Genomic DNA, 23881 nt, shown 5'->3' on the forward strand with positions numbered 1-23881 from the left:
TTCGACTTCACCTTTATCTCGACGTCCATTTTGAAGCGCCTCTAGTGTTGACTACGGCAAAGACGGATACAATTAACGTTGCAGCACCCCAAGCAAGCATTGTAGGACGCGAGGCAGTGATATCAGCAGTGAGCGCTCCGGGTTGGCCCACGATAAAATTTACAGTCGAAGTTTTTCCGTAACTAGGGCCGATCGGGAACGTCTGAACGGTCATCCTAGCGGAGTAATCTGGCTCACGGGCCTCTCAGGTGCGGGGAAGTCCACACTCGCCGACAGTTTGGAACGCAAACTTCACAGGCTCGGTAAGCGTACATATGTGCTCGATGGTGATAATGTCAGGCATGGCCTAAGTAAGGATTTGGACTTTACGGAAGCTGGCCGAGACGAAAACATCCGACGCGTGACCGAGGTGGCCAAGCTGATGATGGATGCCGGGCTGATCGTGATAACCGCCTTCATATCGCCATTCCGCAATGAGCGTGAGATGGCGCGAACTTTGATCGGGCCGGAGAACTTCTTCGAAGTGTACCTCAGCGCGCCGCTTGCCGTATGCGAGGACCGGGATCCCAAGGGGTTATACAAATTGGCGCGCGCGGGGCGCATTCAACAGATGACGGGCATAACGAGTGCATACGAAATCCCGGAGCACCCCGCGTTTATCGCAGATAGCTCTTCCGAAACGGTTGACCACACCAGCGAGCGGTTGCTTGCCTCTCTTGGATGGATTTGTCAAGGCGGCGGCGCGGGACTGGACGACTGAAGTATCTTCCGGGAGATTGGCGCCTTCAACGGGAATTGGCGTGGCGCATATGATGCGCGCGAAAATGTGCTATGAAGGGCTCGCTCTACAAAGGATGATGCGTCTTTCAGCCATCCGTGCTTCACGCCTCGCACGACCAACCGATGGTAATACCGATCCATAATCGTGCAGGGAATCCGCTGCCAAACTCTCGCGCTCCCTCCGGTCGACTTTGACGACGAGTGGGAGCGGGACGAACTTAAACTTGACTCACAAGCGCAGGCGCTGTTGAACGGGGGCAGCTCCCAGCGAGGCGATGATATTGAGCCATGCCACCGAGCGACGGCAGGCAAAAAATCCCGAGATACCTGCAGGAAAATCGGATTTATCGAAAGGAGTAACGTTTGGAAATTACCACGGCCGCCCCTGTATTATTGGCCTCCTACCCAAAATCCGGAAATACATGGTTTAGATTCATCCTGTTTCATCTCTATCATCAACGTATGCCCGTGAACTCCATTGAGCTTGATGACTTCATCAATTCGAAGATCGGCGAAAGGAAACAGGTAAAATTTAAGAAGACGCACGCTTGCTTCACTCATACCGCTTCCCTCGGCATACCCATCAGCGGCGTCATTAATATCGTGCGCCATCCATTGGATGTACTTCAGTCTTCCCTAAATTATGCGCTATTGACCGGAGAAAAGCCTGACTCGATCGAACTGGATACGTGGAAGCGCGACTGGATTGAACGCTATGTGGACCATTTGGGACATCCGGCTTGGAGGGCAGAGCCATATTTCTCGGCGAGTTGGGCGGAAAACGTGACGGGCTGGTTAAAGCAAGACAGATTCCCGATCTTGATGCTGAAGTACGAGGATGCACTCGTAGATCCGAATGATTGCGTAGAAAAAATAGTTGAGTTTCTGGGACTTAAAATCGATTCTGAATTGATCGCGAGATGCGTCACCGAAACCAATTTCGAACGCCTAAAGGAATTCGAGAACGCAGAATTGAGGAAAGCCAAAGAAGAAGGGAAGTCCGTTGGCCGCTTTTCCAGCGGCGCCCGCCTCCAGATGTCGGAGCAAGGTGTGCGCTTCTTCAACAAGGGAAAAAACGGGAGCTACAGAGACGTTCTGCCATTGGACCTCCTTCAAAAGGCTGAAAGCGCATTTGCACCCGCGGCCAGCGCCGTTGGTTACTTCACCTGTCAAGTTTGAATTACCACCGATGAATGTCGGCTGCCCTAAGACGATCCGGCTCGGAACACACGTTCATTTGGCCGAGTGTCAGTGACGGCTTGATGACCTTGGGTCATGCTCAATTCGAGGCGCTGTTTGCGGGCCTCGATTGGCGTCGGGTCCGTGCTGTGGAGACGTGAGCGCCAGCAGCAATCGAATAGGTGGGTCACGATGACTCGGGCGGCAAATTCCGACGGTGAACCGACGCGGAGTTTGATAAACTTCAACCATGTTGGACGCCGCCAATTTTCCCGACGATATTGCTGCCCTGAAGGCGATGCGGATCGCGGCGCAAGCGCGTGAAGACCGCAAGTATGAGCGGATCGAGCGGCTGGAGAAGCTGGTCGCCGCTTTCAATCAGGCGGCTTCGGTCGCAAATCCGGTACCCATCCGGTGACGGCCCCGCCTTGCTGAGGCGGGCTGAAGGCTGCAAGTCAAACACTAGGAGTAGTCCTATGACAAAGCACCAGATTGAGGTGATCACATCGGTCGAGCGGCGTCGGCGCTGGTCTCGCGAGGAGAAGGTGCGTCTGATCGCGGCGACATTCGAGCCGGAGGTACGCATACGCGGAAGGCCGCCTTGAGAGATGTCCGGAAACGTAGCTGACTGTGGGTATGGACATCTATACTGACAGTCATCGTGATAACCGCCTTGAGATCGTCGACACTGGTCGGCGTCGCCGTTTCAGCAAAGAGATAAAGCTACGGATCGTAGCGGAGAGCCTTTTGGAGCCGGGATTGTGCGCAACGACGGCGCGGCGACATGGGATTTCTCGATCGCAGCTCTATGAATGGCGCAAGCTGGCGCGTGCGGGCAAGCTGGGCGACATTGAAGCGATTGACGCAGTTGAGGGGTTTATCCCGGCCGTTATCACGACGGAGCCGTTAGCGAGCCAGGCAAGCTCATCATCAAACGAAGGTCGCATCGAGGTTGTTGCGTTAAACGGCAGGCGGGTGATCGTGGATAGCGCCGTTGATGTCGATGCGCTGCTTCGGATCATGCGCGGACTGGAAACGCTGCGATGATCTCGCTTCCCTCCGGTCAAAATGTGCGGGTGTGGATTGCGACCGGCTATACCGACATGCGCTGTGGGTTTCCATCCCTTGCGCTGCGGGTGCAGGAGGTCTTGAAACTGAGCCCGCTGGATGGAAATCTTTTCGTTTTTCGAGGGCGTAGCGGATCGCTCATAAAAGTGATCTGGAGCGATGGCCAGGGCAGTTGCCTGTTTACAAAGAAATTGGACCGAGGCCGGTTCCTCTGGCCTTCCGCCGAAGGTGGCGCGGTGGCGATCTCGCCTGCGCAACTGTCGTCGACTGGCGCAATCCGCAGGAAACATGGCGTCCGACGAAGGTTGGATAGCATTATTGCATTGAAAATATTGGGTGAATCTGATCGAATGGCTTCATGACTTCGAAGCCTGTCGATCTTCCCGGGGACCTTGCGAGCGCCTATCTGGCGCTGCTTTCCGAGCGTGAGATGTTGCAGGCTGAACGCGATGTCGTTGTTGCCGAACGCGATCTCATCGTCGCCGAGAGGGACATGGCTGTGGCGCAAGCTGCCAATGCGCAGGCCATGTTGTCCGACAGCGAGGCCCTGATCGCCAGTCTGGAACTGGCGATCGAAAAGCTGAAGCGCGAACTCCGCGGCCAGAGATCCGAGCGCACGGCGCGCCTGATCGACCAGATGGAATTGCAGCTCGAAGAGCTGGTGATGGCGGCGACGGAGGATGAGGTTGCGGCGCAGGCGGCTGCCGCCAAGGCCTCGAGCGTGCGTTCGTTCACGCGCAAACGGCCGGTCCGGAAGCCCTGGCCGGAGGATATCGAGCGCGAGCGTGTGGTCATCGATTCTCCAGCCACCTGTGCATGTTGCGGCGGGTCGCGCCTGTCGAAACTGGGGGAAGACGTTACCGAGACGCTGGAGGAGATTTCGCGCCGGTTCAAAGTGATCGAGACGGTGCGGGAGAAATTTACCTGCCGTGACTGCGAGGCGATTACCCAGCCGCCGGCGCCGTTCCATGCCACGCCGCGCGGCTTCATCGGCCCTCATCTGCTGGCGACGATCCTGTTCGACAAGTTCGGAATGCATAGCCCGCTCAACCGCCAGAGCACCCGGTTCAAATGCGAAGGCATCGAGCTTTCGACCTCGACGCTGGCCGATCAGGTCGGGTTTGGTACAGCCGCGCTCATGCCGGTCTTCGATCTGATCGAGAAGCATGTCTTTGCGGCCGAGCGCCTTCACGGCGATGACACCACCATTCCCATTCAGGCCAAAGACAAATGCACGACCGGGCGCATATGGACTTACGTATGCGATGACCGCCCCTATGCAGGTGTGACAGCGCCGGCGGCGATCTACTATGCTTCAAGCGACCGCCGCGGTGAGCACCCGCAGAAACACCTAGCCGGGTATGGCGGCATTCTGCAGAGCGATTGCTACAATGGCTTCGAGCCGCTCAGTGTCGCCGAGAAGAAAGCGGTGCCGATCACCTTTGCCTTTTGCCATGCGCATGCGCGGCGTAAATTCTTTGAACTGGCCGATATCCAGAAAAGTGCGCGTGACCGCAAACGGAGAGGCAAGCCGATCTCGCCGATCGCATTGGAGGCCGTCCAACGGTACGATGCGCTGTTCGAGATCGAGCGCCAGATCAATGGATTGAGCGCCGAAGAACGACTGGCCGCGCGGCAGGAAAAGAGCAAGCCGCTGTTCGATGACATGCACGAGTGGCTGAAACGGGAGCGTGCTACGCTCAGCAGATCGTCCGAGGTGATCGAGCCGATCGACTATATGCTGAAGCGCTGGGATGGTTTTGCCCGTTTCCTTGACGATGGCCGGATTTGCCTCACGAACAATGCCGCCGAGCGGGCGCTGAGAGGTATTGCCCTCGGTCGCCGCAACTGGACCTTCGCCGGTTCCCAGCGTGGGGCAGATCGTGCCGCCATCATGCTCACCTTCATCACGACCTGTCGCCTCAACGACGTCGACCCAAAGGCATGGCTTGCCGATGTGTTCGCCCGCATCGCTGATCTTCCCGCCTCCCGCCTGCACAAACTACTTCCCTGGGAATGGAAAAGACTGCGGCAGGCCGAGAACCCGGCCTCTCAGCAGGCTGCCTGACAACAAAGAAAGGGATCGACGAATGGGATATCGCAGCTCAACACTGTACACGCTGAAATACGTGGCCGAGATGCTCGGTGAAGACGAGGACTTCCTGCACGAGTGCTCCATCGAAATGTTCTCGGAAGACGGCTGCCTCAGTGCCTACGACAACTTTCCGGCCTCCGAACTGAGCGAGCACATTGTCCTCTTCTCCGAAGATGGCATCGACAACCTCAAATATATTATCGAGGCTCGCAGGGACGCTGACGACGCATCACAAAAAACGGTCCCTTGAACCCGCGTGCCAGGCTACCTCAGGCCCACTTCACGCGTGAGACTTTATCCCGCGTCCTTCCTCGGATGCATACAGCCGGAGCGGGGAACCGACCAAATGGTGGCGTCCTTGGTCTGCAGCAAAAGACGTTCACCATGCCGTTTGTAGCGCTTGCCTACGCACGGCAACCGCTGTGGGAACAGAGGATGAAACGGATGCATCACCCGCACTAACTGCGTACTGGCGAGACGCTTGATCAAATCAGCATCCAAAAGGTTTGGGACCCGCCCAACCACGGGTTCCGATGACCGGAGGCTCAATTGCTTTGATGAGCCATTCATCTGGATTACGCCAAGAAATCTCCTTGAAGCTTACTTTGAGCTTTCCGATGTCTTGCCACCAGGCCATCAGGATATCAGGCGACTCCATTTCTTTTGGTTGATATTGAAACGGAACCCCACACGAATTGAGATCGATCAGCTTGGAATACAGGTCCGCGTTGTCCCAAAGCTTGCCTTCGTCAACAAAGGCAATTTCTTGCCGGAGTTCATGCGCGCCCGATATTCGTCTACCCCCCGTGAGAACGATGCAACCCTCTGATAGATGAGAGACATTGAGCGGGGGCGGCTCTGCGTGTTTCCCAAATTCAACCGTGAAAGGAAGTCTCCGTCCTAGTTAGCTCATTGAGGTTCAATACGTTTCCGGTGGAAAAATCCCAATTTATGAAACGGCGTGAACCAAAGCAATCAGCTTGGCCAGAGAATTGAAAGCTACTGCCGCAATCTCACAGCGGTTACCTGAAAACACCGCCGCGCAGCATGACGGCGCATTGGGCCAAATCTCAAAGGCCGCTCGAGCGGACGCTTACGATTAAGTTGGTGAATCCGGAAATAACAACCGGCACTTTGATCTGAACTGGACATGAGTGAACGCTATAAATCTATGGCGGCTTACAGCGAGCCCAGCTGAAACGCCAAAAGCGGTAGAAGGCATGCTCAGCACCTATGACGCTTTGTTGACGCGGGTTCGTTTTAGTGCTTCCGCTTCGGTGAAGAACGCGAGGACCTGGTCACGCAGATTATCCGTGGAATACTCATTCGTTAATTTATCCTGAGCCTTCCTCACCTGCGCATAACGTAAAGCGGGATCGTTCGCCAAACGCTCCATGGCTTCCAACCACTCCTCTTCCGTATCGGCGAGAATACCGCAGCCATCGGCGCAACAAGCGTCATACACCGTATCGGACGTCGCTATCGTCGCGATACCTATGGATGTATATTCCACCCACTTCGTGTTTGCCTTGACGAGGTTGAAGGGAGTCCTTGCTAGGGGGCAGATTCCGATGTCCCAGTTCAGCTTCGAAAAATGGATGAGGAATTCTTCATAGTTTCGTACGGGCTGAACGATGCTGATTCGGTTGCCGAACTCCTCCAGCGCGGCTGGTTTGGGAATGGAGCCGAACAATTCAAACCTTATGTGCCGATGCTTGCGCAGGAAACGAACGAGGGCCGGCAGAACCGTTTCCAGATCATGGGCATGATCGAAACCCATGTACCCGATCTTGGTCACCGGCCTTGCGGTCGGCTCTATGAAGACATTACCCGACGCATAGACCTCACCTGCCTTCACAGGTGCCGTTGCGCCGAGAGTTTCCAGGCGGGCTTTCAACGGCGCGGTCGAGCAGTAAACCAGATCCGGCACCTCGAGCAAATGGCGAACCGTCGCCAGACGTTTCGGATGATTATGATAAGCGTGCTTGGCCTCACCAAGCTCGGCGGGGATATTCAAAAGATCATCGTCGATATGGAAGATGACGGGAATGCCATTTTCGCGCGCACGGTCTGTAAGATAGGCTGCATATGGACCGCTGTAGCGACAAAACACGATCAATGTCGGTTTGAAAGACTTCAGTTTCTCGTCTAGCCAAGGCTGAACGTCCTCGTCGCGCCGGCTCGGTCCGAAATTATCTTTTATTTGCGCTTCGGTAAGAAACTCGGTCTCGATCTTCCCGGCCTCGACCAAGGGCGCCAGCGGCTTCACAAAACTGAGTTGTAGCGTCGGAATGTAGCCATTGGCAACAAAGAGGATACGTCGCTCAGCGTCGGCCGGCGCTGGCGGCAGGCGAAGAGCAGGCGCGACCCGACGGGCTGCCGACCAGAGAAGCTCGGCAAAACGTCTATAGACTTCTGCGCGATCAGTAAGAATCGTTAGCTGCTCCAGAAAACCAGCCTGCCGTTCGACGAAGCGCTCGGGATGAGCCAAGGCTTCCCTTTCAAATTCAAGCCAGCTCGCGAGGTCGCTGACGGTTGTCAGTCCCTGATAGTTGTCCGCATCCATGATACCGGTTCCCTCCCGCCAGACGGCAGTCGGTATACCGGCCAGCACCATATCGATCAGGACTGAGGACGGCGCCGATATGCCATAGGCGTAGCGGGACAAATTCACCTTGTAGATGGGATTATTGTTTAGAATCACGTTCTGCGGCAAGGAAACATCGTTCTTTATCACATACTGACCGCCGGGATGCGGACGCAGAACCACACGCTTGTCGTCTTGTTCAAGAGCCTCGCAGAACTGTCCGAACAAGCTGACGAAATCGGCCTTGAAATCGCCTGCGATGTTGAGCCTGGCGGAATGCAGGTTCTCGCAGACTATCCCTACGGGCTTGCGCTCTTGCCGCGGAGGCTGCTGCAGCACAGCTGTCGGACCTGTCACGCAAAGCTTGTTGCGCTGGGAGGGGGCAAGCGCCGTCAGGCGCTCCGGTTCGCACCAACCGCAAACGATATCCGCCGCAAATGTGATCTCGCGGCCATGAGCGAGATCGTGATCGCGGCTCTGCAGGAAGCCAACACATTCGAAACCATGCTGCAGGGTGATTGCGATGAACGAAGGAGGTTTCAGGCGGAAGATGTTATGGACGATGCGGTGGCCGGAAAGATTGGATTCGCTGGCGGCCACGATCACGCCAGCAAGGCCCTGCAATATCTGCAAGGCATGGCCCTCGTTCTCCACAAAATCGATCGAGGCGCCGATCGTCTCAGCGATTTCGGCAATTTCCGCTTGCCAGCGACCACCCTTGTCCCGCTTGTCGAAATCACGCGTGAGCAGAAAACGTGTATCAAGCCCGAGATCCCGCGCGGCAATATAGGCGAGAGGGCGCAAAATATTGACATCTTGAAGCAGGTTGACGAGCAGGATGACGCAAGGGTTTGACATCAAATGGCTCCCAGAGGTGTTCGAACGTTCTCAGACGAAATCGGCCAAGGTAGGCGCCAGCTTTCTGAAACTATACAAGGAATTCTCGGAAACAACTCTTCCATGACTTGGAGGATCGCCGACATGACCGATGAATAAGCCGCCAGCTTTCCTGCTGGCGATCCGCAATCGGCAAGCTCTCTGCCCTCGCAGGCAAGTGAGGGCACATCGTCCTGCCCGATTTTTCGAAACTCGAAATCGATGATCTTGCCGTATGGCACAGACTTGGCGGCAGCTTGCGGCGTCAGCAGTTGGCACGCAGCCTCCGAAACCAGAAGATCGAGGCCAGTGCGTTGCTCGTTCCAGTCAAAGCGAAGGTCGAAGTTCAATTCCAGGTTCGTCAAAGGGCTGGCGATGGAAAGAGCCAGCATGCGTTTTGCAAATTTATGTGCCGAAGCAGAGCTTTCGACACCGTGAATCAGGGCAGTCGGCGGTCGGGCATTCTCTGAAAGCACACTTGGCGCGGTCTTTCCGAAAATGATTGCCTCCAGAAAGGATGCTAGCCCCCGAGCCTCCACCGCGGGATCAGCGTGAGCCCGTAAGACGCGATCCAGAGACTTGAGCGTCTCCGCCCGCACCCGAGGCCGCCCGGCCTTCAGATCGCTCACGACCTGCGAAGCATCGCGATAGATGAAGTCGGAGAATGGTTCATAGAGGGGAAAGCCGACCGAAAGAACCTGGTTGCCGGAGCAAAGCGCCGTCACAGCCCGGTTCAACGATTTCGCGACACTGAAATTTTGTGCAGAGACCGGCAGGAAGACGACATGTGTCCGTGCGAGCAGATTCTGCTCCTCGGCTTCGTTCCATTCATGTATCTCATAGGCCACCGGTATGGCGCTCAATGCCGCCAGAGCATCCCCAGTCATAGCACGGCTGTTGGTGAGGATGTTGAGACGGACATCAAATCCCCTCCCCTGCATGGCTGCCAATTCGCCGGAGAATGCGACAAGATCGGCGAGACCGACCGGAAAATACGGATTGTCGCCCATGCCGTACCAAGCGACGTTCAGAACACCCTTTGCCCATAGCGTCGCGTTTTTCTTTGCCAAATTTTGGCGCAGGGTTCCGATGTCATGGCGCCCAAATGGGTCGTTCATCACATGGACCGGAAGATCTGGGGCATACTGTTCGGCAATGCGCCGCATAACAGGAGTCGAGCAGAGGACAAAATCAGCGCGTGCCAAGCTACCGACCAGCCAGCCGCGTAGCCGCTGAAATCGACTGTCCTTCGGGTCACTAAAGTAGTCGTCGAACAGATCGACGCCGAGGACCTTGCCGCTTGCCGCGACCATTTGCGCGACAACCAGCGCGGTTGCATCAAAGCACTTGCTTAGCAGATAGACGTCATGGTCGATCTTTTTGAATTTCTCGATCGGCAGTAGCGTCAAGCTGTGGCCAGCCTCCACAAGAGCGGCCGTCATCCGCATATAGCGAATTCTTGCCCCCGCCTGACCGAGATAGCTCTCGCTCGGAACGACAACGCAGATTTTCATGACACAAGCCTCTTTATCGTGAGCGAAAGTCGGCTGGCGTCGGCGACGGGGGGAAGGAATTGCGAAGCCGCGCGATAGCGGGACACGACGCTTTCAGTCACAGGAAGCAGGCTCGCAGAAACCGCCGTTGTGACCACATGGGACCTTCCTTCGGCGATCGACCTCGCCCAGAAGGGCGTGCCGAGCTCCTCCAGCGCCAGGCGTTGGTCCAAAAACCCGCCTATACGCCGCCATTCTTCCTTGCCGACCATGAAAAGCCTGCTGGTATTGACGGCTGCCGGCCAGACCGCACGCGGCAGGTTCAACAGGATTTCGCCGTTTTCGTACGTCACCCCGGCCGCCCCCCCAGCAGGCGCGGCAAACGGAAAGTAGCCCGAAGACACCAGGGCCAGCTTCGTTGTTTTGTTGACAATTTGCGGGCCAATCAGAATGCAAGTCGCCGAAGCAACTCCCGGAGCCTTCATAAGGGACACCAGAGCGGGAACGGTAGATGGATCATGCAGCAGCACCGCGTCGCCGAGCACGAGAATAAGCTCTGCTTCAGCTTGTGCTGCAGCCCGGTTGAGGCGTGCTCCCTCGTCTTCCTCGTCAGGGCAGCCGATAAAATGACCGCGCGAAGGAAAGAAGCGTTGAAGAAGCAACCGGACGCGATCGGCATAACATTCGCTGCCGGCTACCAGGACCTGAAGGGTATCTCCAGACTGCTGCAGGCCGAGAGCCTCCAGGATCGCCGCCAGGACTTTTTCATCTCCGGAAAAATGGTGGATCACGGAGATGGTTGGTGTCGCAATGCGCTCCGAAACGCTATTCTCTCGAGTCGTCTTGATGCCAAGGGGAAACGGAGCGAGTAGCTGCGCCTCATCCGGGTTGACAAGGCGGCACAAGCGAATGGCAGCGATCGGAGGCTCCGCCTCGCCGGATCCGTCGGGAGGGCCATTCAGCGCGGCTTGCACTTCAAAAACCGGGAACGTCCGGATACCCTGGGGCTGCCTGTCGACGCCCGCAGTGGTTGACGACGGAGACAATATGTATTTCGGCACCCCGTCCACAACGGACGCCAGGACGAAGGGGGCGGCGTGCCGCCCTGAGCCGCCAATCCAATCCACCACAAGGCTGTGCAAGGACGGCACAGAATCAGCCGGCAATCGCAACAGCACGTTGTGATCCACTTGGACTGCCGAGGCGGCAGGGCCACAAGTTACTGCTGCAGCGAGATAGGCCAGCACCTCGCCGTCCATGTCCTGTGGCACATGGCCGATGCCGATCGACAAGCCGAGCACCTCACTGAGCCAAAGCCGCAGCGACTTCTCGAAAATGCGTTCCGTCCCCGTTGCAGCATCGAGGTCGACCTCGATACGCCCCGTCCTTGCACGGCCCTCGCGCTTCAAGGCAGCTTGCAGCAGGCTGCCGCCGACATCCTCAAGTGCCTCAAGGTAGGGCTTGCTGCCACCTGAATTCAACAGTTCGCCGAAATGCAACCCGCCCCGGCAAAGCGACGGAAACGGCAGGAGCGCGAACGAAATAATCTGCGCATCTGCCGTGCAGACGGCAAACCCCAGAGGAAAATAAGGATTTGCCGTTGTCACATCGGCGAATGTCGGAATGTCAGTGGAAATTGGTTGCTCCGAAAGGAGCTGCAACCGCTGCAGATCGTCAGGATCATACTGAAAGCAGCGCAATATGACAGACGGGTCATGAAACCCGTTGTCCGGTTTGAAACGCAGCCGGAGAGTCCGGCTGTTGACGAACCAGAGATCACCCAGACCGATCCCTTCACAGGTGTAAAAAGTCAACGGTTCACCCGGTTTCGGTTGCCAAAGCGAGCCGGAACTAGTTGTTGTGGAAGAGCTGTACCCCTCCGCGTCCATTGAGACGACATCGTCGGCAACTCCGGGACGGCTGATTGCATGGAATGCCCGCATGGTCCGGACAATGCCTTCGGCCTGCGGCGTTGCCTCGCGAGGAAGCAAACCGACAGCCTGGCCAGACAGACGCAATACCGACATGCCGTCTTGCTCGGCGCAATCATCGGGGCGAGTCCAGGAGGACAGAACATCTCGCGGATGGAAACGGAACTCGGGCGGTTCGGCTGCCTCCCAGGCAGCTTCACCCGGCACGCTCAACAGAGGGCCCCCTTGCTCCGTGCTTGTCTCCCTCTTCCTCAGTTCCGCGTGCGTGACATCAAGAAAAAATTTGGCGTCCGCATTGCCCGGTTCGATGTCGAGAGCGCGCAAATAGGATTGCTCTGCTTGCTCGAACTGATTGGTCTCGCGAAAGCCATGTCCAAGTTGAATCCAGACGGGCGCCAGGTTTGGCAAGATGGCAAGTGCCTTCTTGTAGTGCTCGATTGCCTGGGGCCACTGTTTGCGCGCATTGTGCGCGTCCCCTTGGGAAACGTGGAATGTACCGAGTCCGCCGGATTTCTTTTTATCGAAAAACCAGTAACGTATTTGCTTGGCAACATGCCGCTTTAAGCCGTTTTTAGTCACGTTTTCGAACCTTCCAGACGAACGCGTTCAACCATGCAGTCTCCGGGCGCGCCTTCACGAGGGTGAGCAAGATACATGATCATTTTTGGGAATCCACGAAGCAGGGCTGATTACGTCTTTTTTCCGGTTCTGGCAGGTCGGCTTATGTTTCCGAAATAGTTTCAAAAACAATGACATAATCACAAACCGCCAACCGGGGGGCCCATCAAAAAATGCAATCAATTTCGATTTGTGTCCTTGCGTGCCGCTGAAGCTAGTCCACGCGCGAAACACCAGGCTGTGGACTTAACCCATCATCTTTCGTCTCGCCAACTCCTCATTCGCCCGTCCGAGCTGGTCTTCCGGCAATGGCTGATTACTCACCCAAATTGCAAAACGCCTCAAACCTTCGGAAAGGCTGACCCCTGGGACGTGACCGAGCCGTTCGCTTAGACGGCTTATGTCAGCCACATTGTGCCGTATGTCTCCAAGCCGGAACTGGCCTGTGACCCGAACGTTTTCGGGAGCGTCGAACGCCTTGCAAAGAGCTCGGGCAATTTCGATAACCGGCGTGGCCACACCAGAACCAACATTGATGACACAGTTCGCAGGCGTTTCAGCCTCTACAGCGGCGACGAAGGCGGCCGCCACATCCGATACGTGAACAAAGTCACGGCTTTCCAAGCCATCTTCGAAAATCGGCAGTTCCACTCCGCGGCGAATACGGGTTGAGAAAATTGAAAGGATCCCGGTGTAGGGATTGTTCAGCGATTGTCCCTCTCCATAGACATTTTGCAGCCGGAAAATGGTGTGCCCTATTCCGGCACTTTCGCAAGTAATTCTGACGAGGTCCTCCTGCATTAGCTTGGTGGCCGCATAAATCGAGGCAGGCGCGGTACGATCGTCCTCACGCGTTGGCACCACTTTCAATGCGGCACCCGTTTTCGGGCATACCGGCTCCCACTGGCCAGCCCGTAACGCCTCCGCCGTCCTGGAAGAGGGCGTAATGCGTGTAGAATCGACCGCTCCGTCGTAGGTATAGGCCCCCTCGCCATAGACGGAGCGCGAAGAGGCAAGCACGACACGCCGCACGCTGGGTGCGGCGCCGTTAGCGAGAAGATGCATCAGAAGTGCCGTACCTTGCACGTTTTCCCGGCAATAGCGGTCGATTTCATACATCGACTGCCCCGTCCCCGTTTCCGCGGCAAGATGTACGACGGCGGTGATTCCGTCGAGACTTGCCGTAAGGTCGGCCTCGCTCGCAACCGAGCCCCGAACGAACTCCACTCCCGGTGTGTTCGCGAGCCAATCGAGAGTATGACCGGGTAACATTCCGTGGATCTGCGATGCCAGCATGTCCAGCACACGGACGCGGATGCCTCTTGCGGCAAGCAACGGAGCGAGGTGCGATCCGATGAATCCAGCGCCGCCGGTAACGAGAACGGTTTGCATTTACAACGACCCCCTGCTCTTACTGGTTCGCCGAAGCCGAATACATATCGCGCTCCGCCGTCCAAAGATCTGCATAGTCGACGTTCTTCCAATTCTCGAACCAGGGACCGCCATTGGTATAATGGATTGCAGCAGGCACCTCGTCGCGACGAGGATACTCGCCTTCGAGGAAGTTCCATTCAAGCGGAAGTGCACCAATCAGATTGTCATCTGAAAGCCACTGGAAGCGGTGCAGGAAGGCCGGCGCAGCAGTGTTTACGATCTCCGGCGTCAGGGCCTTCACCTCGGGATGGGCGTTGTTGAACAGAATGAACGACGACCAATTCTTGCGCGGATAGACGCTCTGTTGTTTGCCATCCATCTTGACGGCATTGGCCGGCGTGTAATCGTGTTGAACCACGTAGACGGCCTTGTCACGGCTAGCGTGCTTCAGGACATCGCGCACGTCTTGGGTGAACAAGAAATCGCAATCGACGAAGATCGTCCAGCCATCATGCGCTCCCAGATAGGGCGTCAGGAATCTCGTGATGGAGAATTCCGTCGTCGCATTATCGGCGCCACGCGTATAAAGCCCCAACTCACGCAATGTCGGCAACTTAAGCGGGTAGATTTCAATATCCGGACCGCTGTGGCGCAGGACGGAATGGCGGCAGACCTGCCATGCGATGTCTTCGCGGCTATCATATCCCACAAAAATTTTGAGATGATCACTCATGGAAATGTGTCCCTTTGTTCTGTCTGTGACCTGATCTTTCGTCAAACCGCAAGTGCTATCGGTCGCGGACGGTCAAGTGATTCTTCCAGGATCGAAGCGGATTTAAACGTCTCTGTTATTGCATTGCAAGCAACGTATTGCATTGCAAACACTGCGTGCATCGCGGCGCATCCGTGCCGAGAATGTGTGACGCCTGTCAAGGAAAAATTGAGTGTAAGGCGCAAGTTTATTCGATCCGTGGCTCTACCTGTGTCAACATCGCTTTAAGCCTCCTTCTGTAACGGGAACAATCTACGGCTCTGAGCAGGACTTAATCCCGGATTGTGAAATCTTCGCGGTCGGCCGTCAGATTGACACTGTAAAATGGGTCCTTATGAATTCGATCGCCCCATTTTCTCAGCATGAAATCAGCCTCTGACCTGTAGCGCCGGGTTTTTTCCGGCGAGGTATCAAGGCCACGCGTTACACTTTCGAGATGAACAAGCGAGGCGTACGGTGTGTAGATGTTGCGATATCCGGCCTTATCCAGTTTCAGACAGAAATCGACATCGTTGAAAGCAACCGTCAGATTTTCGGCATCTAGGCCGCCGACCTCTTTGTATTTTGATTTCTCGACGACAAGGCATGCGGCAGTGACCGCCGAGAACGATTGGGTCATCGCCAGGCGCCCCATATAGCCAGGGTCATCGCCCGAGCGATACTTATGGGGATGTGCCGCCACCAGACCGATCCCGCAGACAACGCCTGCATGCTGTACCTGTCCTGTCGGGTACAATAGTTTGGCTCCCACCGCCCCGATGTCCGGCCGTATGGCGTGCGATACCATTTCCTGAAGCCATTCGCTGTTGATCGCCAGGATATCGTTGTTCACCAAGCCAATGACGCTTCCCTGGGCCTGCTCGACCGCAAGATTATTCAACCAGGAAAAGTTGAAGGGGCCTGGCGCGCTGAGAACACGAACATTGTCCATCGCACGCAGTGCGTCGAAATAACCGAGTGTTTCTGGCTCAACGCTGCCATTGTCGACAACGATGATTTCGAAGGTGGGATAAGCCGTCTTGCTTAGAAGAGACTCTATACATCCTCGGAGAAGAGGAAGGTAGTCACGCGTCGGGATAATCAGCGACACCAGCGGCGCTGGGGTTGGCAGCGGCCAGATCACTCTGCCGAAACCGCCTTTCTCTTCCACTACGGTCGCCCCTTTACCTTGTCGGTTCAGACTGGCACTCAGCGCTTGAAGGCGGCGAGACGTCATCGGATAGGGCAGAATATTTTGGTCGCTTAGGCGCGCCGGCGAACTTCGATGGTAAAGGACATGCGGTATGTGTATGATCTCGTTGGGCAAAAGTATTTCGGTCGCGCGCAAGATGAGATCGTGGATATCGAGATCCGGCAGCGCTAGCAATGGAAGGCAGCATGTTTCGATGAGAGCGGCCTCAAAAGCCACGAACCGACCGAGATAATTGGACGCAAAGAAGTAGTCCGGATCCCAATCCGGCTTGAACAGCGGCGAGTGCCGCGAACCCGCTTCAATGGAATCCTCGTCGCTGTAGATCAGCCGAGCCTCGGGTTTCGCGATGGAACGTTCAGCGATTTCATAAAGCGCCGAGGGTGCCAGAACATCCCCCGCTGTCACAAAAACGATGAAGCGGCCGTCGCATTTGCTCGGCACGCTTTTCATCGTCGGCCGGTCATCATTCCAATGCACAACCATCCGCGCATCGGTTTCAGCGCAGCTCATCAGGTACCGGCACTTTTCTTTCGGAAGAGTGGAAGATGCCGGGATATGCAACTGCCAATTTTCGTAGCTTTGATCTTTCAGCGATCGAAGAGTTGCCTCCAGCTCCGGCAGGAGAAGTTCATCTGTATCGACGATCAGCGAAATCAGAGGCTGCGTCGGCCAACCAACAATAGCTCGTCTTTGTAGCGCAGCTTGTTCGCTGGTTGGCGTATCGTGCAAGGCGATCCAGGCGTGGTAGCGATCGGGACCGGTATATTTCAGGATATCAGCGATATTCCGGGCAAAGCGTTCTCCGCCCTTGTGCGTTATCATAGCACGGAGCGCCTTTTGAGTAGCGTGCCGGTTTTGGCGATACGCTTGGCAAAGGCCCTTTGCCAAGCTGATCTGCCGGAGTTTAAACGCCCGGACGGTGAAAGAGCCCTCGCGGCTAGCGGGGTCCAGTCGAAGACGAAGAACGGGGCTTTCGATAAGGCCGGTCGCGTGAAACTTGCCTTCGCCCATCGGTCTCAGCCGGAACGTCGAAAACGCGGCCCATTCAAACCTGTGCTCTGTATACAGGATGGGATCGAAAGACATGGAAGAGTGTCCGAGAAGATCAATCTCCACTTCGAACCATCCAGGCTGCAAGGAGTAGCCATCAACGAGTACCGCAAATTGCGGATTTCCAGTTGTCGCCACATAGAGATCATCACGAATCACAAGATTCGCTTTCGGATCGAGGCGCGCTTGTACGAAGCATGGCTTCATCAGGCGGCGAAGTTCGATGAATGCCGCAGCAAACGGTAAATTGCGCGTTGTAACTTGCGCCTCGTACTGGCTGTTTTTCTGAGCGATATCCGCCGCACGTTCCTCTTCAAGCCTCCGCAAATGTTCAAAGCCAGAAAGGCAGACATCAAGGCCTGGCCGGGTTTCATTTGAGGCAAAAAGAGCTGGCGTCTTCTGGTCCGTCTGCATTAGCTGAATGCCAAGGCCCGCTATTTCCTGTTCGACATGTGGCGCATCTGGTAGCGCACTTAGAGCCCGAAAAGCCTGAAGCGCTTCCGCACTCCGGCCAAGACGCTTGAGAAGATGCGCAAGATGAAGCCGCGGATCGGGGTCGGCGCCATCGCAATGCACGGCCGACAGATAGGCGCTAACGGCCTCTTCGAACAGTTCGCCTTCTTTCAAGACATGGGCATATTGTGTCCATGTCTGTCCGGAAGAGAGCCTCTGTTCGAGAAGACTTCCATACAACGCTGCCGCCTCCAACCATTGTCCCTGGTCCCGGAGGCGATCTGCCCGATCAATAATTTTTGACAATGTCGCTTGGTCCAAATCCATTTCAGAAAATGCCTGTCTCGACAGTTACCATGAGCACATGAGGGCCGACGACCTGTTCCGCATTGAGTTAATTCAATTTGATTCCGTTATCAAATTTGATCCGCGCCAGGGAGCTGTTCGGTCTGACGACAACCGAAATGCCGGGCTGTCCACGATCGCTGTAGCCTTCATGCACAAGGAGCAGCAAGCGCATTCAACTCGACCAGAGGCGCCTTGCCCGCCGGGCTTCCCTTCCGCGGACAATTGCATCAAAAAAGAATTCTTCGGAATGTTGAGTGGGGCGCAGCGACACGTTTTAAGAAAAAATGTAAAGCCTCCTGGGCACCCGCAAGACAAGGTGCGTTCTTTCGCTTGCTGATGGAGGAAGTGACCTCTATTCCAAGTTCTGGCTTTCGTCGACATCCCCGACAAGTTCAAGCTCGCCATTTCCCGCTCGCAGACGGTCGGCGCCCAGAAGTGTTTCGGCTTCGTCTACAGAGTCCACTTCCAATATTTTGAACTTGTCGACGATGAAGACGTCATTGCAGTATTTTCTGATCAGGTTGGGAGAAGAGCTCAGGATCAGGAAGCCGGCGGACTGCATTCTTTCCGTGACGAGTTCCTCGCACCGTGCCCGGAAGGGACCGCGTCCACCGATCAGACTTTCATCGACGATGTAGGTCTCGAACGGAATGGCGTAGCAGGACGTGAACAGAAGCTTCGTGCGCTCGTCGCGGTTCAAGTTCTTGAACGGCTTGTCGATTGCCTTTCCAATTTCCGTGAAATCCACGACGAAGCGGATGATGGGAACGGGGTCGAAGCCGAACACACGGCATAGGAAGGCTAGATTTTCGCGGCCCGTCAGGGCGCCGTTAAAAACCCCACCGGAGGCCACGGGGAAGGAAACCAGCGATGAGCGTCGCACCCGGCCTATATCGGCGCGCAATTTGCCCGTCGTCAGATTGGCAAGCGTCGTCTTCCCGCTCCCGGGCGGTGCCAGAACGCCGGTCAGCCGGTCGCCGATGAATTCCGCGTCTGCGCCCTCAAGGACCTTGGTCCGCGACGTCTTCTGGCGCAGTGTCTTGTGAACATTGGTGAAGCTGATGCTCAAGATTGGTCTTTCATCTGGTTATTGTGCACATCGCCCGCCCGCGAGACGATCTCGGCCAACCAGCCCGCTCCATCCAGAGGACTCAAAAAGGTCGTGCCGGCCGGCGCAATTTCACGAAACACCGGAATGTCGGAGGCGACGCATGGAACGCCGAGGGCTGCGGCCTCCAATATGGGAATCCCGAGCCCCTCCGCAAAGGAGGGGAACAGAAGCGCCGTTGCATGTTGCAGCATTGTCTGAACTTCAAAATCGGAAAGATCAGCGAATTCGGATACCGTATCCGTTATGGCCGGGCAACGTTCCAGCATGTCTATCACATTTTCATTTTCCCAGCCCCGCTTTCCGATAATGCATAGGCGCGGCGGGTTTTCACGTTGAGACAGTTCTCGCCAAATCTGGAGCAACAGAAGATGGTTTTTTCGAGGTTCGATCGTCCCAAGAATGACGAAATAGGGACTGCCGTTTTCTAGAAATGCGCTGACAGGTGGCGTCAGAGGCGTGGCAGGCATCCGTTTGAAATCCAGCGTTGGCACGATGACATCGGTGGCTGCGAGTTGCCAGGCATTCTCCGCCGCGAATTTCTTGACGCGCCGATCGGTATCGTTCGAATTGCTGACGGCGATCACAGGCGTATCCGTCAGTTCTTTCAAAAAGCTCGAAAACTGCTGTTTCGCCTCCGGCCGTTGATACTCCGGATACTCGAAGGGGATCAGATCGTGGATGTATATCAGACGCTGCATTTTCCGGTGCGGATCGAGGCCGCTCATCCCTCCCGCGATCTTGCCCACACCCGAATGGGAGGCCACAACATAGGTTGTTTGCGGAGACACGATTCTGTCGCTCGGCGGCGGGAAATGGCTGCGGATACGTGGCTCGTACTTGAGCCGGAGCTTGATCAACACACTTGCCTGCCCCACTGAAGAAGGATCGTCGTTCCACAAATGCTGAAGGTGTATGAGTACCGCCTTTCCAAGGTCCTGTGGCAGGATGCAGACACCATATCGGCCTGCATGTACGAAATGACATTCAGAGCCAAATCGCTTCAACAAGTCCAGGCCGATCGCCAGATCGATTCGGTCCACGCCGGTGCCGAAAGACTGCTCGTAACTGCGCACAAGGCGTGAAATGTCAAAAAGCACCCGAGGTGTTTCGATCGAAAGGGACCTCATTGAAAGACGGTACATCTATGCCTACAAGTCTAGAAACAGCCATTTGCAACAACTGGAAGAGGACTGCGTACTTAACCCAACCGTTCGTTTTTTTGCACCCACAAGCGCCACTTTCGCACATTAAATCGATATGGTATACGCCGCCGCAACTGAAACGGCGGTGCATTCTGTGGGAATATCAACGTCCCAGTTCTATCCGGAAAAGCCGAAAATGGTGAAAATTGTCGCAAGAACTCCTTGAAATCGTTCGCTCCAGAAAGTCGATTCCCCTTTCATGGGTTACGACCAGCAGTGATCAGAATTATCTCAATCTGGGCGACGCCTTGTCACCTGTCATCGTATCAATGATGTCCGGATTGCCCGTCAATCATACCGCGGCCAAATCAGATATGGTGAGGCTGGCGGCCGTCGGCACGATCGGTCACATGTTTTCGGGCGGAAACGTATCGTTTTGGGGCACGGGTACATCACCCAGTGCCAACCCGAATCAAACCAATGAGCCAAAAGTCCCATACGTCCGGCCGGCAGATACCAGGATCCAGACCTACGCCACCCGTGGGCCGTTCAGCCGGCGGATCCTGGCGCCGGATGCGACTGGTCCGGCCGTCTACGGTGATCCCCTTTGGCTTCTGCCTCGCTTCCACGAGGCGCCGAAGAAGAAAACCTATGAACTGGGCGTCATTCTTCATTTGTCGGAACTAGCGGACCGTGAACATGATGCGCACCCAAGAGCCGATTCGAGGCGTCACGATATTGCCACCGAGGATCGCCACGCGATCAAGTTGATCAATACCGTGACTCCAGTTTCGATCGCTGGTCTAAGAGAGCGTCTAGACGAAATTCTAGCTTGTAAACGCATTGTCTCCACAAGCCTGCATGGAATGGTATTCGCGGAATCCTACGGTATCCCCTGCCTCTATTTCTCGCCGAGAGCGCAAACATCAGGGCTCGGGCGCATCGATCTGATGAGCGAAGAAGGGCTGGATCTGCGATTTGTCGATCTCTATCGCGGTTTAGGCCAGAATCATCTCCATGTCTGGTACCAGCCGCGCACCGAAGAAACGAATTGGGATGCTCTGATCCGGACCATCGACGAGGTCTGGGAGCCTAAATATCTCTCCGAAGATCCGCTCATCGAATCGTTTCCGCTTCCTTTGTCCATGCTGGAAAAAGGTGCGACCGGCAGCGCATTCGATCATCCGTTAATTCGTTCCGTTCCGACGAAAAGAGAAGCGGAGCTGGTCGTGCGTGCCAGGAACGGCCTGCTTTCACGCATTTTTCGGCGGGCACGATAGAGGATGGTGGTTTCGGTGGGTCTGGGTGCTGCAAGACGGCTGTTTCGCCGCAAGATCACGTGGCCCGCGGCGGGCGTTCTTTCGAAGGACAACGAAACAAAGAGCGAGCGGATCCGTCTCTCCTGGGTCTGGACCACCGGTCAGCATCCCGATGCAAACCTCGGCGATGCGCTCAGTGCGGTGATGGTATCGGCCATTTCGGGATTGAAGATAGAGCCTGCCGCTTTCAATCACGACAACGAGAGAATGACGGCGGTCGGAACCATCGGCCATGCCCAGTATGGGGCCAAGGTCCACGTCTGGGGCACCGGCTTCGATTTGAAGCGAGGACCGACGGGCGCCATCGGCGAGTATAGGGTCCCCGACAACACGCAACTCGTAGTCCATGCGGTCCGGGGGAAGCAGACGGCGGCCGGATTGCGGAAGCTCGGCGTGGAAGTTCCCGACATTTTTGGCGATCCGGTCTGGTTTCTGCCACGTGTGTTTCCGTTTGCCGGTCTCAAGAAGGAATTCGAACTGGGCGTGATCGTCCACATTTCCGAACTGGACGAGGCTACGGCGCGTGCATCCGTGCGCAAGAGCCTCCAACGCTACAGGATTCCACCGGAACTTTCCCAAAACATCAAGATAATCAACACATACACCGGCGCTGATATCGCTGGAATGCGCGACAAGATTCAGGAAATCGTCTCCTGCCGGCGTATTCTTTCCACCAGTCTTCACGGTTTGGTCATTGCTGAGACGTACAACATCCCCTGCGCGTGGTTTTCAACCAATCATGGCGCGTCCGGGTTTTTGCCCATCGACGGATCGCGGTCGATCGATCATCGCATGATCGATTTCTACGGTGGCGCCGATCGGGATTCGGTCTTGAGTTATCTTCACCCGCTTCATCAGGAAACGGATTGGGAAAAGGCAATGGCGTTCATCGACAATCATTGGCAGCCGCTGAGCTACACGGGAGAAGCGCTGTTCAATGCGTTCCCTCTGCCTCGCGCGGTTCAGTTCAAGAACAAGGTATGGCGGTGCTCACCAGAGGTGTTGCAAGGAAACCGCTATTGATCACAATGACATACGGTGTCGCGTCGCTTTTGACTCAAAACTGTTGTTTTCTTGAGCTGCGGCCTTGATGTCATTGTTTACGCGCTGGTGTTGATATATCCAATGCGGCACCGGAATTTGATGATGAAAATGGGCTTGCCAGCAAGTCAGGCGATACAGGGTTCATATGCAGTTTTTGGATAAATTCGCCAAACTTTCATTGGCTGCGGTTTGTGTTGCCATGTCGTCGTGCACGATGCCGAGCTCAGGCCCCAGCGCAAACAAGATCCAGGCTGAAGCCAAAGACCAATACGCGCCCTACACGCTCATCAACGTGACCCCCAGTGTCGTCTCTACTCTGGCCCAGGGCTTTGACCGGCAGCTCGCGGCATCGTTTGGAAATACCAAGAAACGCAGCTCCGCACTGATCGGCGTCGGCGACACGGTCATTATTTCCATCTGGGAAGCATCGCCAGACGGCTTGTTTTCAAGTTCTGGCCGCGGCGGCGGAACCCAGATACCCGAGCAGCCGGTTTCGGAAGCTGGCACGATCTCCGTTCCTTATGCCGGCGTCATAAAGGCTGCAAACCGGACGCCGGAACAGGTTAAGGAATCGATCGAGCAGGCGCTCGTGCGGATGGCGGTTCAGCCTCAAGTTCTTGTCAGTGTCGTCAAGAACGTGTCCAACACGGTCACGGTGACGGGCGAAGTGGCAAGTAGCGGGCGAATTCCGCTTTCCCCGCGTGGTGAAAAACTGCTCGACGTTATTGCGATGGCCGGTGGGCCCCGTATCGAATCCCATCAGCTTTCTGCCCAGATCACGCGTGGCCGCCGCACCGAGACCATTCCGATGGAGCGCTTGATTTCCGATCCGAATGAAAACATTTACGTTCAGCCGGATGATGTCATCGCGCTCATCCGTCAGCCGAGGAGCTTCACCGTTTTTGGCGCGTCGATCGCCAATGCATCGATCCAGTTCGACGAATCCCAGCTTTATCTGAACCAGGCGCTGGCGAAAGTCGGCGGCCTGAACGACGAGCGTGCAAATGCGAAGGGCATCTTCATTTATCGGACGGAATCGACGGACTTGCTGCGTCAGCTCATGCCCGAGAAGAATTTCTCCACCTATGGGCCAACCGCAAATGTCATTTACCAGGTCGATCTGACCGATCCGAGTGGCTTCTTCCTGTTGAAGAGTTTCAATCTGCGCAATCGTGACCTCATCTACATAGCAAACTCGTCCCTTGCCGAGGTTCGCAAGTTTGCAACACTTGTCAGCTCGACTGCGGCGCCGATTGCTCAGGCTGCGTCTGTTTCGAATACGCTGACTGATTTGAACAATTAGCGCTTGAGAGACGGATCTGTCTCAAAGCTGCCAACTTGCTAAGCTTAATGCGCCATCGGTAAACGTCGCTGGCGCCTTTGATCCGCCGCGCTTTTCCCAATGGTGGAACTGTGTTATGAGGCTCCCTTGCGGCGGGGATTGCGCCT

17 protein-coding genes and 1 pseudogene are annotated in these 23881 nt (G+C 55.9%); 10 read left to right on the forward strand and 8 right to left on the reverse strand.

Annotated features, from left to right (window positions below):
- Positions 1-157: 157 nt before the first annotated feature.
- From cysC to WI754_RS27115, 7 genes and pseudogenes are all read left to right on the forward strand, one after another.
- Positions 158-760 (forward strand): annotated as a pseudogene (gene cysC, locus WI754_RS27085) (adenylyl-sulfate kinase); the annotation flags it as partial.
- 383 nt (positions 761-1143) lie between these two features.
- Positions 1144-1959 carry a sulfotransferase domain-containing protein gene (locus WI754_RS27090; RefSeq protein WP_341487073.1) on the forward strand — a complete coding sequence of 272 codons (816 nt, stop codon included), beginning with the start codon at positions 1144-1146 and terminating at the stop codon, positions 1957-1959.
- A 250-nt stretch (positions 1960-2209) separates the two neighbouring features.
- Positions 2210-2377, forward strand: a complete 168-nt coding sequence (locus WI754_RS27095; protein ID WP_341488063.1) for a hypothetical protein — start codon at positions 2210-2212, stop codon at positions 2375-2377.
- Between the two features lie 218 nt (positions 2378-2595).
- Complete coding sequence (locus WI754_RS27100; RefSeq protein ID WP_341487075.1) at positions 2596-3006, forward strand: transposase; 411 nt, start codon at positions 2596-2598, stop codon at positions 3004-3006.
- Entirely contained in the window at positions 3003-3389 is a 387-nt protein-coding gene (gene tnpB / locus WI754_RS27105) for an IS66 family insertion sequence element accessory protein TnpB (RefSeq protein WP_341487076.1), read from the forward strand. Before WI754_RS27100 ends, tnpB begins: the two co-directional genes overlap by 4 nt.
- Entirely contained in the window at positions 3386-5095 is a 1710-nt protein-coding gene (locus WI754_RS27110; RefSeq protein WP_341486803.1) for an IS66 family transposase, read from the forward strand. The genes tnpB and WI754_RS27110 overlap by 4 nt, the downstream gene beginning before the upstream one ends.
- Before the next feature lie 22 nt (positions 5096-5117).
- Complete coding sequence (locus WI754_RS27115) at positions 5118-5372, forward strand: hypothetical protein (protein WP_341486804.1); 255 nt, start codon at positions 5118-5120, stop codon at positions 5370-5372.
- Positions 5373-6353: 981 nt separating this feature from the next.
- Here WI754_RS27115 and WI754_RS27120 read toward each other — a convergent pair.
- From WI754_RS27120 to WI754_RS27155, 8 genes are all read right to left on the reverse strand, one after another.
- Positions 6354-8567, reverse strand: a complete 2214-nt coding sequence (locus WI754_RS27120) for a glycosyltransferase (protein ID WP_341487077.1) — start codon at positions 8565-8567, stop codon at positions 6354-6356.
- Positions 8567-10099: a hypothetical protein gene (locus tag WI754_RS27125; protein WP_341487078.1), complete on the reverse strand. Its 1533-nt coding sequence runs from the start codon at positions 10097-10099 to the stop codon at positions 8567-8569. Before WI754_RS27125 ends, WI754_RS27120 begins: the two co-directional genes overlap by 1 nt.
- Positions 10096-12588: a hypothetical protein gene (locus WI754_RS27130; protein ID WP_341487079.1), complete on the reverse strand. Its 2493-nt coding sequence runs from the start codon at positions 12586-12588 to the stop codon at positions 10096-10098. The genes WI754_RS27125 and WI754_RS27130 overlap by 4 nt, the downstream gene beginning before the upstream one ends.
- Positions 12589-12873: 285 nt before the next feature.
- Positions 12874-14019: an NAD-dependent epimerase/dehydratase family protein gene (locus WI754_RS27135; protein WP_341487080.1), complete on the reverse strand. Its 1146-nt coding sequence runs from the start codon at positions 14017-14019 to the stop codon at positions 12874-12876.
- 19 nt (positions 14020-14038) lie between these two features.
- Positions 14039-14779 (reverse strand): glycosyltransferase, encoded by a 741-nt coding sequence (locus WI754_RS27140; protein ID WP_349438010.1) that lies wholly within the window; start codon positions 14777-14779, stop codon positions 14039-14041.
- Between the two features lie 265 nt (positions 14780-15044).
- The gene (locus WI754_RS27145) at positions 15045-17795 is read right to left on the reverse strand and encodes a glycosyltransferase (RefSeq protein ID WP_349438011.1); all 2751 of its coding nucleotides are present in this window, start codon (positions 17793-17795) and stop codon (positions 15045-15047) included.
- Positions 17796-18168: 373 nt separating this feature from the next.
- Positions 18169-18885 (reverse strand): hypothetical protein, encoded by a 717-nt coding sequence (locus WI754_RS27150; protein WP_341487083.1) that lies wholly within the window; start codon positions 18883-18885, stop codon positions 18169-18171.
- Positions 18882-20024, reverse strand: a complete 1143-nt coding sequence (locus WI754_RS27155; RefSeq protein ID WP_349438012.1) for a glycosyltransferase family 1 protein — start codon at positions 20022-20024, stop codon at positions 18882-18884. Before WI754_RS27155 ends, WI754_RS27150 begins: the two co-directional genes overlap by 4 nt.
- Before the next feature lie 251 nt (positions 20025-20275).
- On the opposite strand from WI754_RS27155, the gene WI754_RS27160 reads away from it, so the two are divergent.
- From WI754_RS27160 to WI754_RS27170, 3 genes are all read left to right on the forward strand, one after another.
- Positions 20276-21349, forward strand: a complete 1074-nt coding sequence (locus WI754_RS27160; RefSeq protein ID WP_341487086.1) for a polysaccharide pyruvyl transferase family protein — start codon at positions 20276-20278, stop codon at positions 21347-21349.
- A 183-nt stretch (positions 21350-21532) separates the two neighbouring features.
- The gene (locus WI754_RS27165; protein WP_349438013.1) at positions 21533-22411 is read left to right on the forward strand and encodes a polysaccharide pyruvyl transferase family protein; all 879 of its coding nucleotides are present in this window, start codon (positions 21533-21535) and stop codon (positions 22409-22411) included.
- Between the two features lie 166 nt (positions 22412-22577).
- Complete coding sequence (locus WI754_RS27170; RefSeq protein WP_349438014.1) at positions 22578-23735, forward strand: polysaccharide biosynthesis/export family protein; 1158 nt, start codon at positions 22578-22580, stop codon at positions 23733-23735.
- Positions 23736-23881: the final 146 nt, after the last annotated feature.

It is taken from the genome of Pararhizobium sp. A13 (assembly GCF_040126305.1).
Taxonomy (GTDB): domain Bacteria; phylum Pseudomonadota; class Alphaproteobacteria; order Rhizobiales; family Rhizobiaceae; genus Pararhizobium.

What these genes read in the sequence shown, in the direction of transcription:
- WI754_RS27165 (WP_349438013.1), top strand. Translation starts at nt 21,533, where the DNA reads ATGGTATCGGCCATTTCGGGATTGAAGATAGAGCCTGCCGCTTTCAAT.
- WI754_RS27170 (WP_349438014.1), top strand. Translation starts at nt 22,578, where the DNA reads ATGCAGTTTTTGGATAAATTCGCCAAACTTTCATTGGCTGCGGTTTGT.
- WI754_RS27145 (WP_349438011.1), bottom strand. Translation starts at nt 17,795, where the DNA reads ATGGATTTGGACCAAGCGACATTGTCAAAAATTATTGATCGGGCAGAT.
- WI754_RS27115 (WP_341486804.1), top strand. Translation starts at nt 5,118, where the DNA reads ATGGGATATCGCAGCTCAACACTGTACACGCTGAAATACGTGGCCGAG.
- WI754_RS27120 (WP_341487077.1), bottom strand. Translation starts at nt 8,567, where the DNA reads ATGTCAAACCCTTGCGTCATCCTGCTCGTCAACCTGCTTCAAGATGTC.
- WI754_RS27095 (WP_341488063.1), top strand. Translation starts at nt 2,210, where the DNA reads ATGTTGGACGCCGCCAATTTTCCCGACGATATTGCTGCCCTGAAGGCG.
- WI754_RS27135 (WP_341487080.1), bottom strand. Translation starts at nt 14,019, where the DNA reads ATGCAAACCGTTCTCGTTACCGGCGGCGCTGGATTCATCGGATCGCAC.
- WI754_RS27110 (WP_341486803.1), top strand. Translation starts at nt 3,386, where the DNA reads ATGACTTCGAAGCCTGTCGATCTTCCCGGGGACCTTGCGAGCGCCTAT.
- WI754_RS27100 (WP_341487075.1), top strand. Translation starts at nt 2,596, where the DNA reads ATGGACATCTATACTGACAGTCATCGTGATAACCGCCTTGAGATCGTC.
- WI754_RS27125 (WP_341487078.1), bottom strand. Translation starts at nt 10,099, where the DNA reads ATGAAAATCTGCGTTGTCGTTCCGAGCGAGAGCTATCTCGGTCAGGCG.
- tnpB (WP_341487076.1), top strand. Translation starts at nt 3,003, where the DNA reads ATGATCTCGCTTCCCTCCGGTCAAAATGTGCGGGTGTGGATTGCGACC.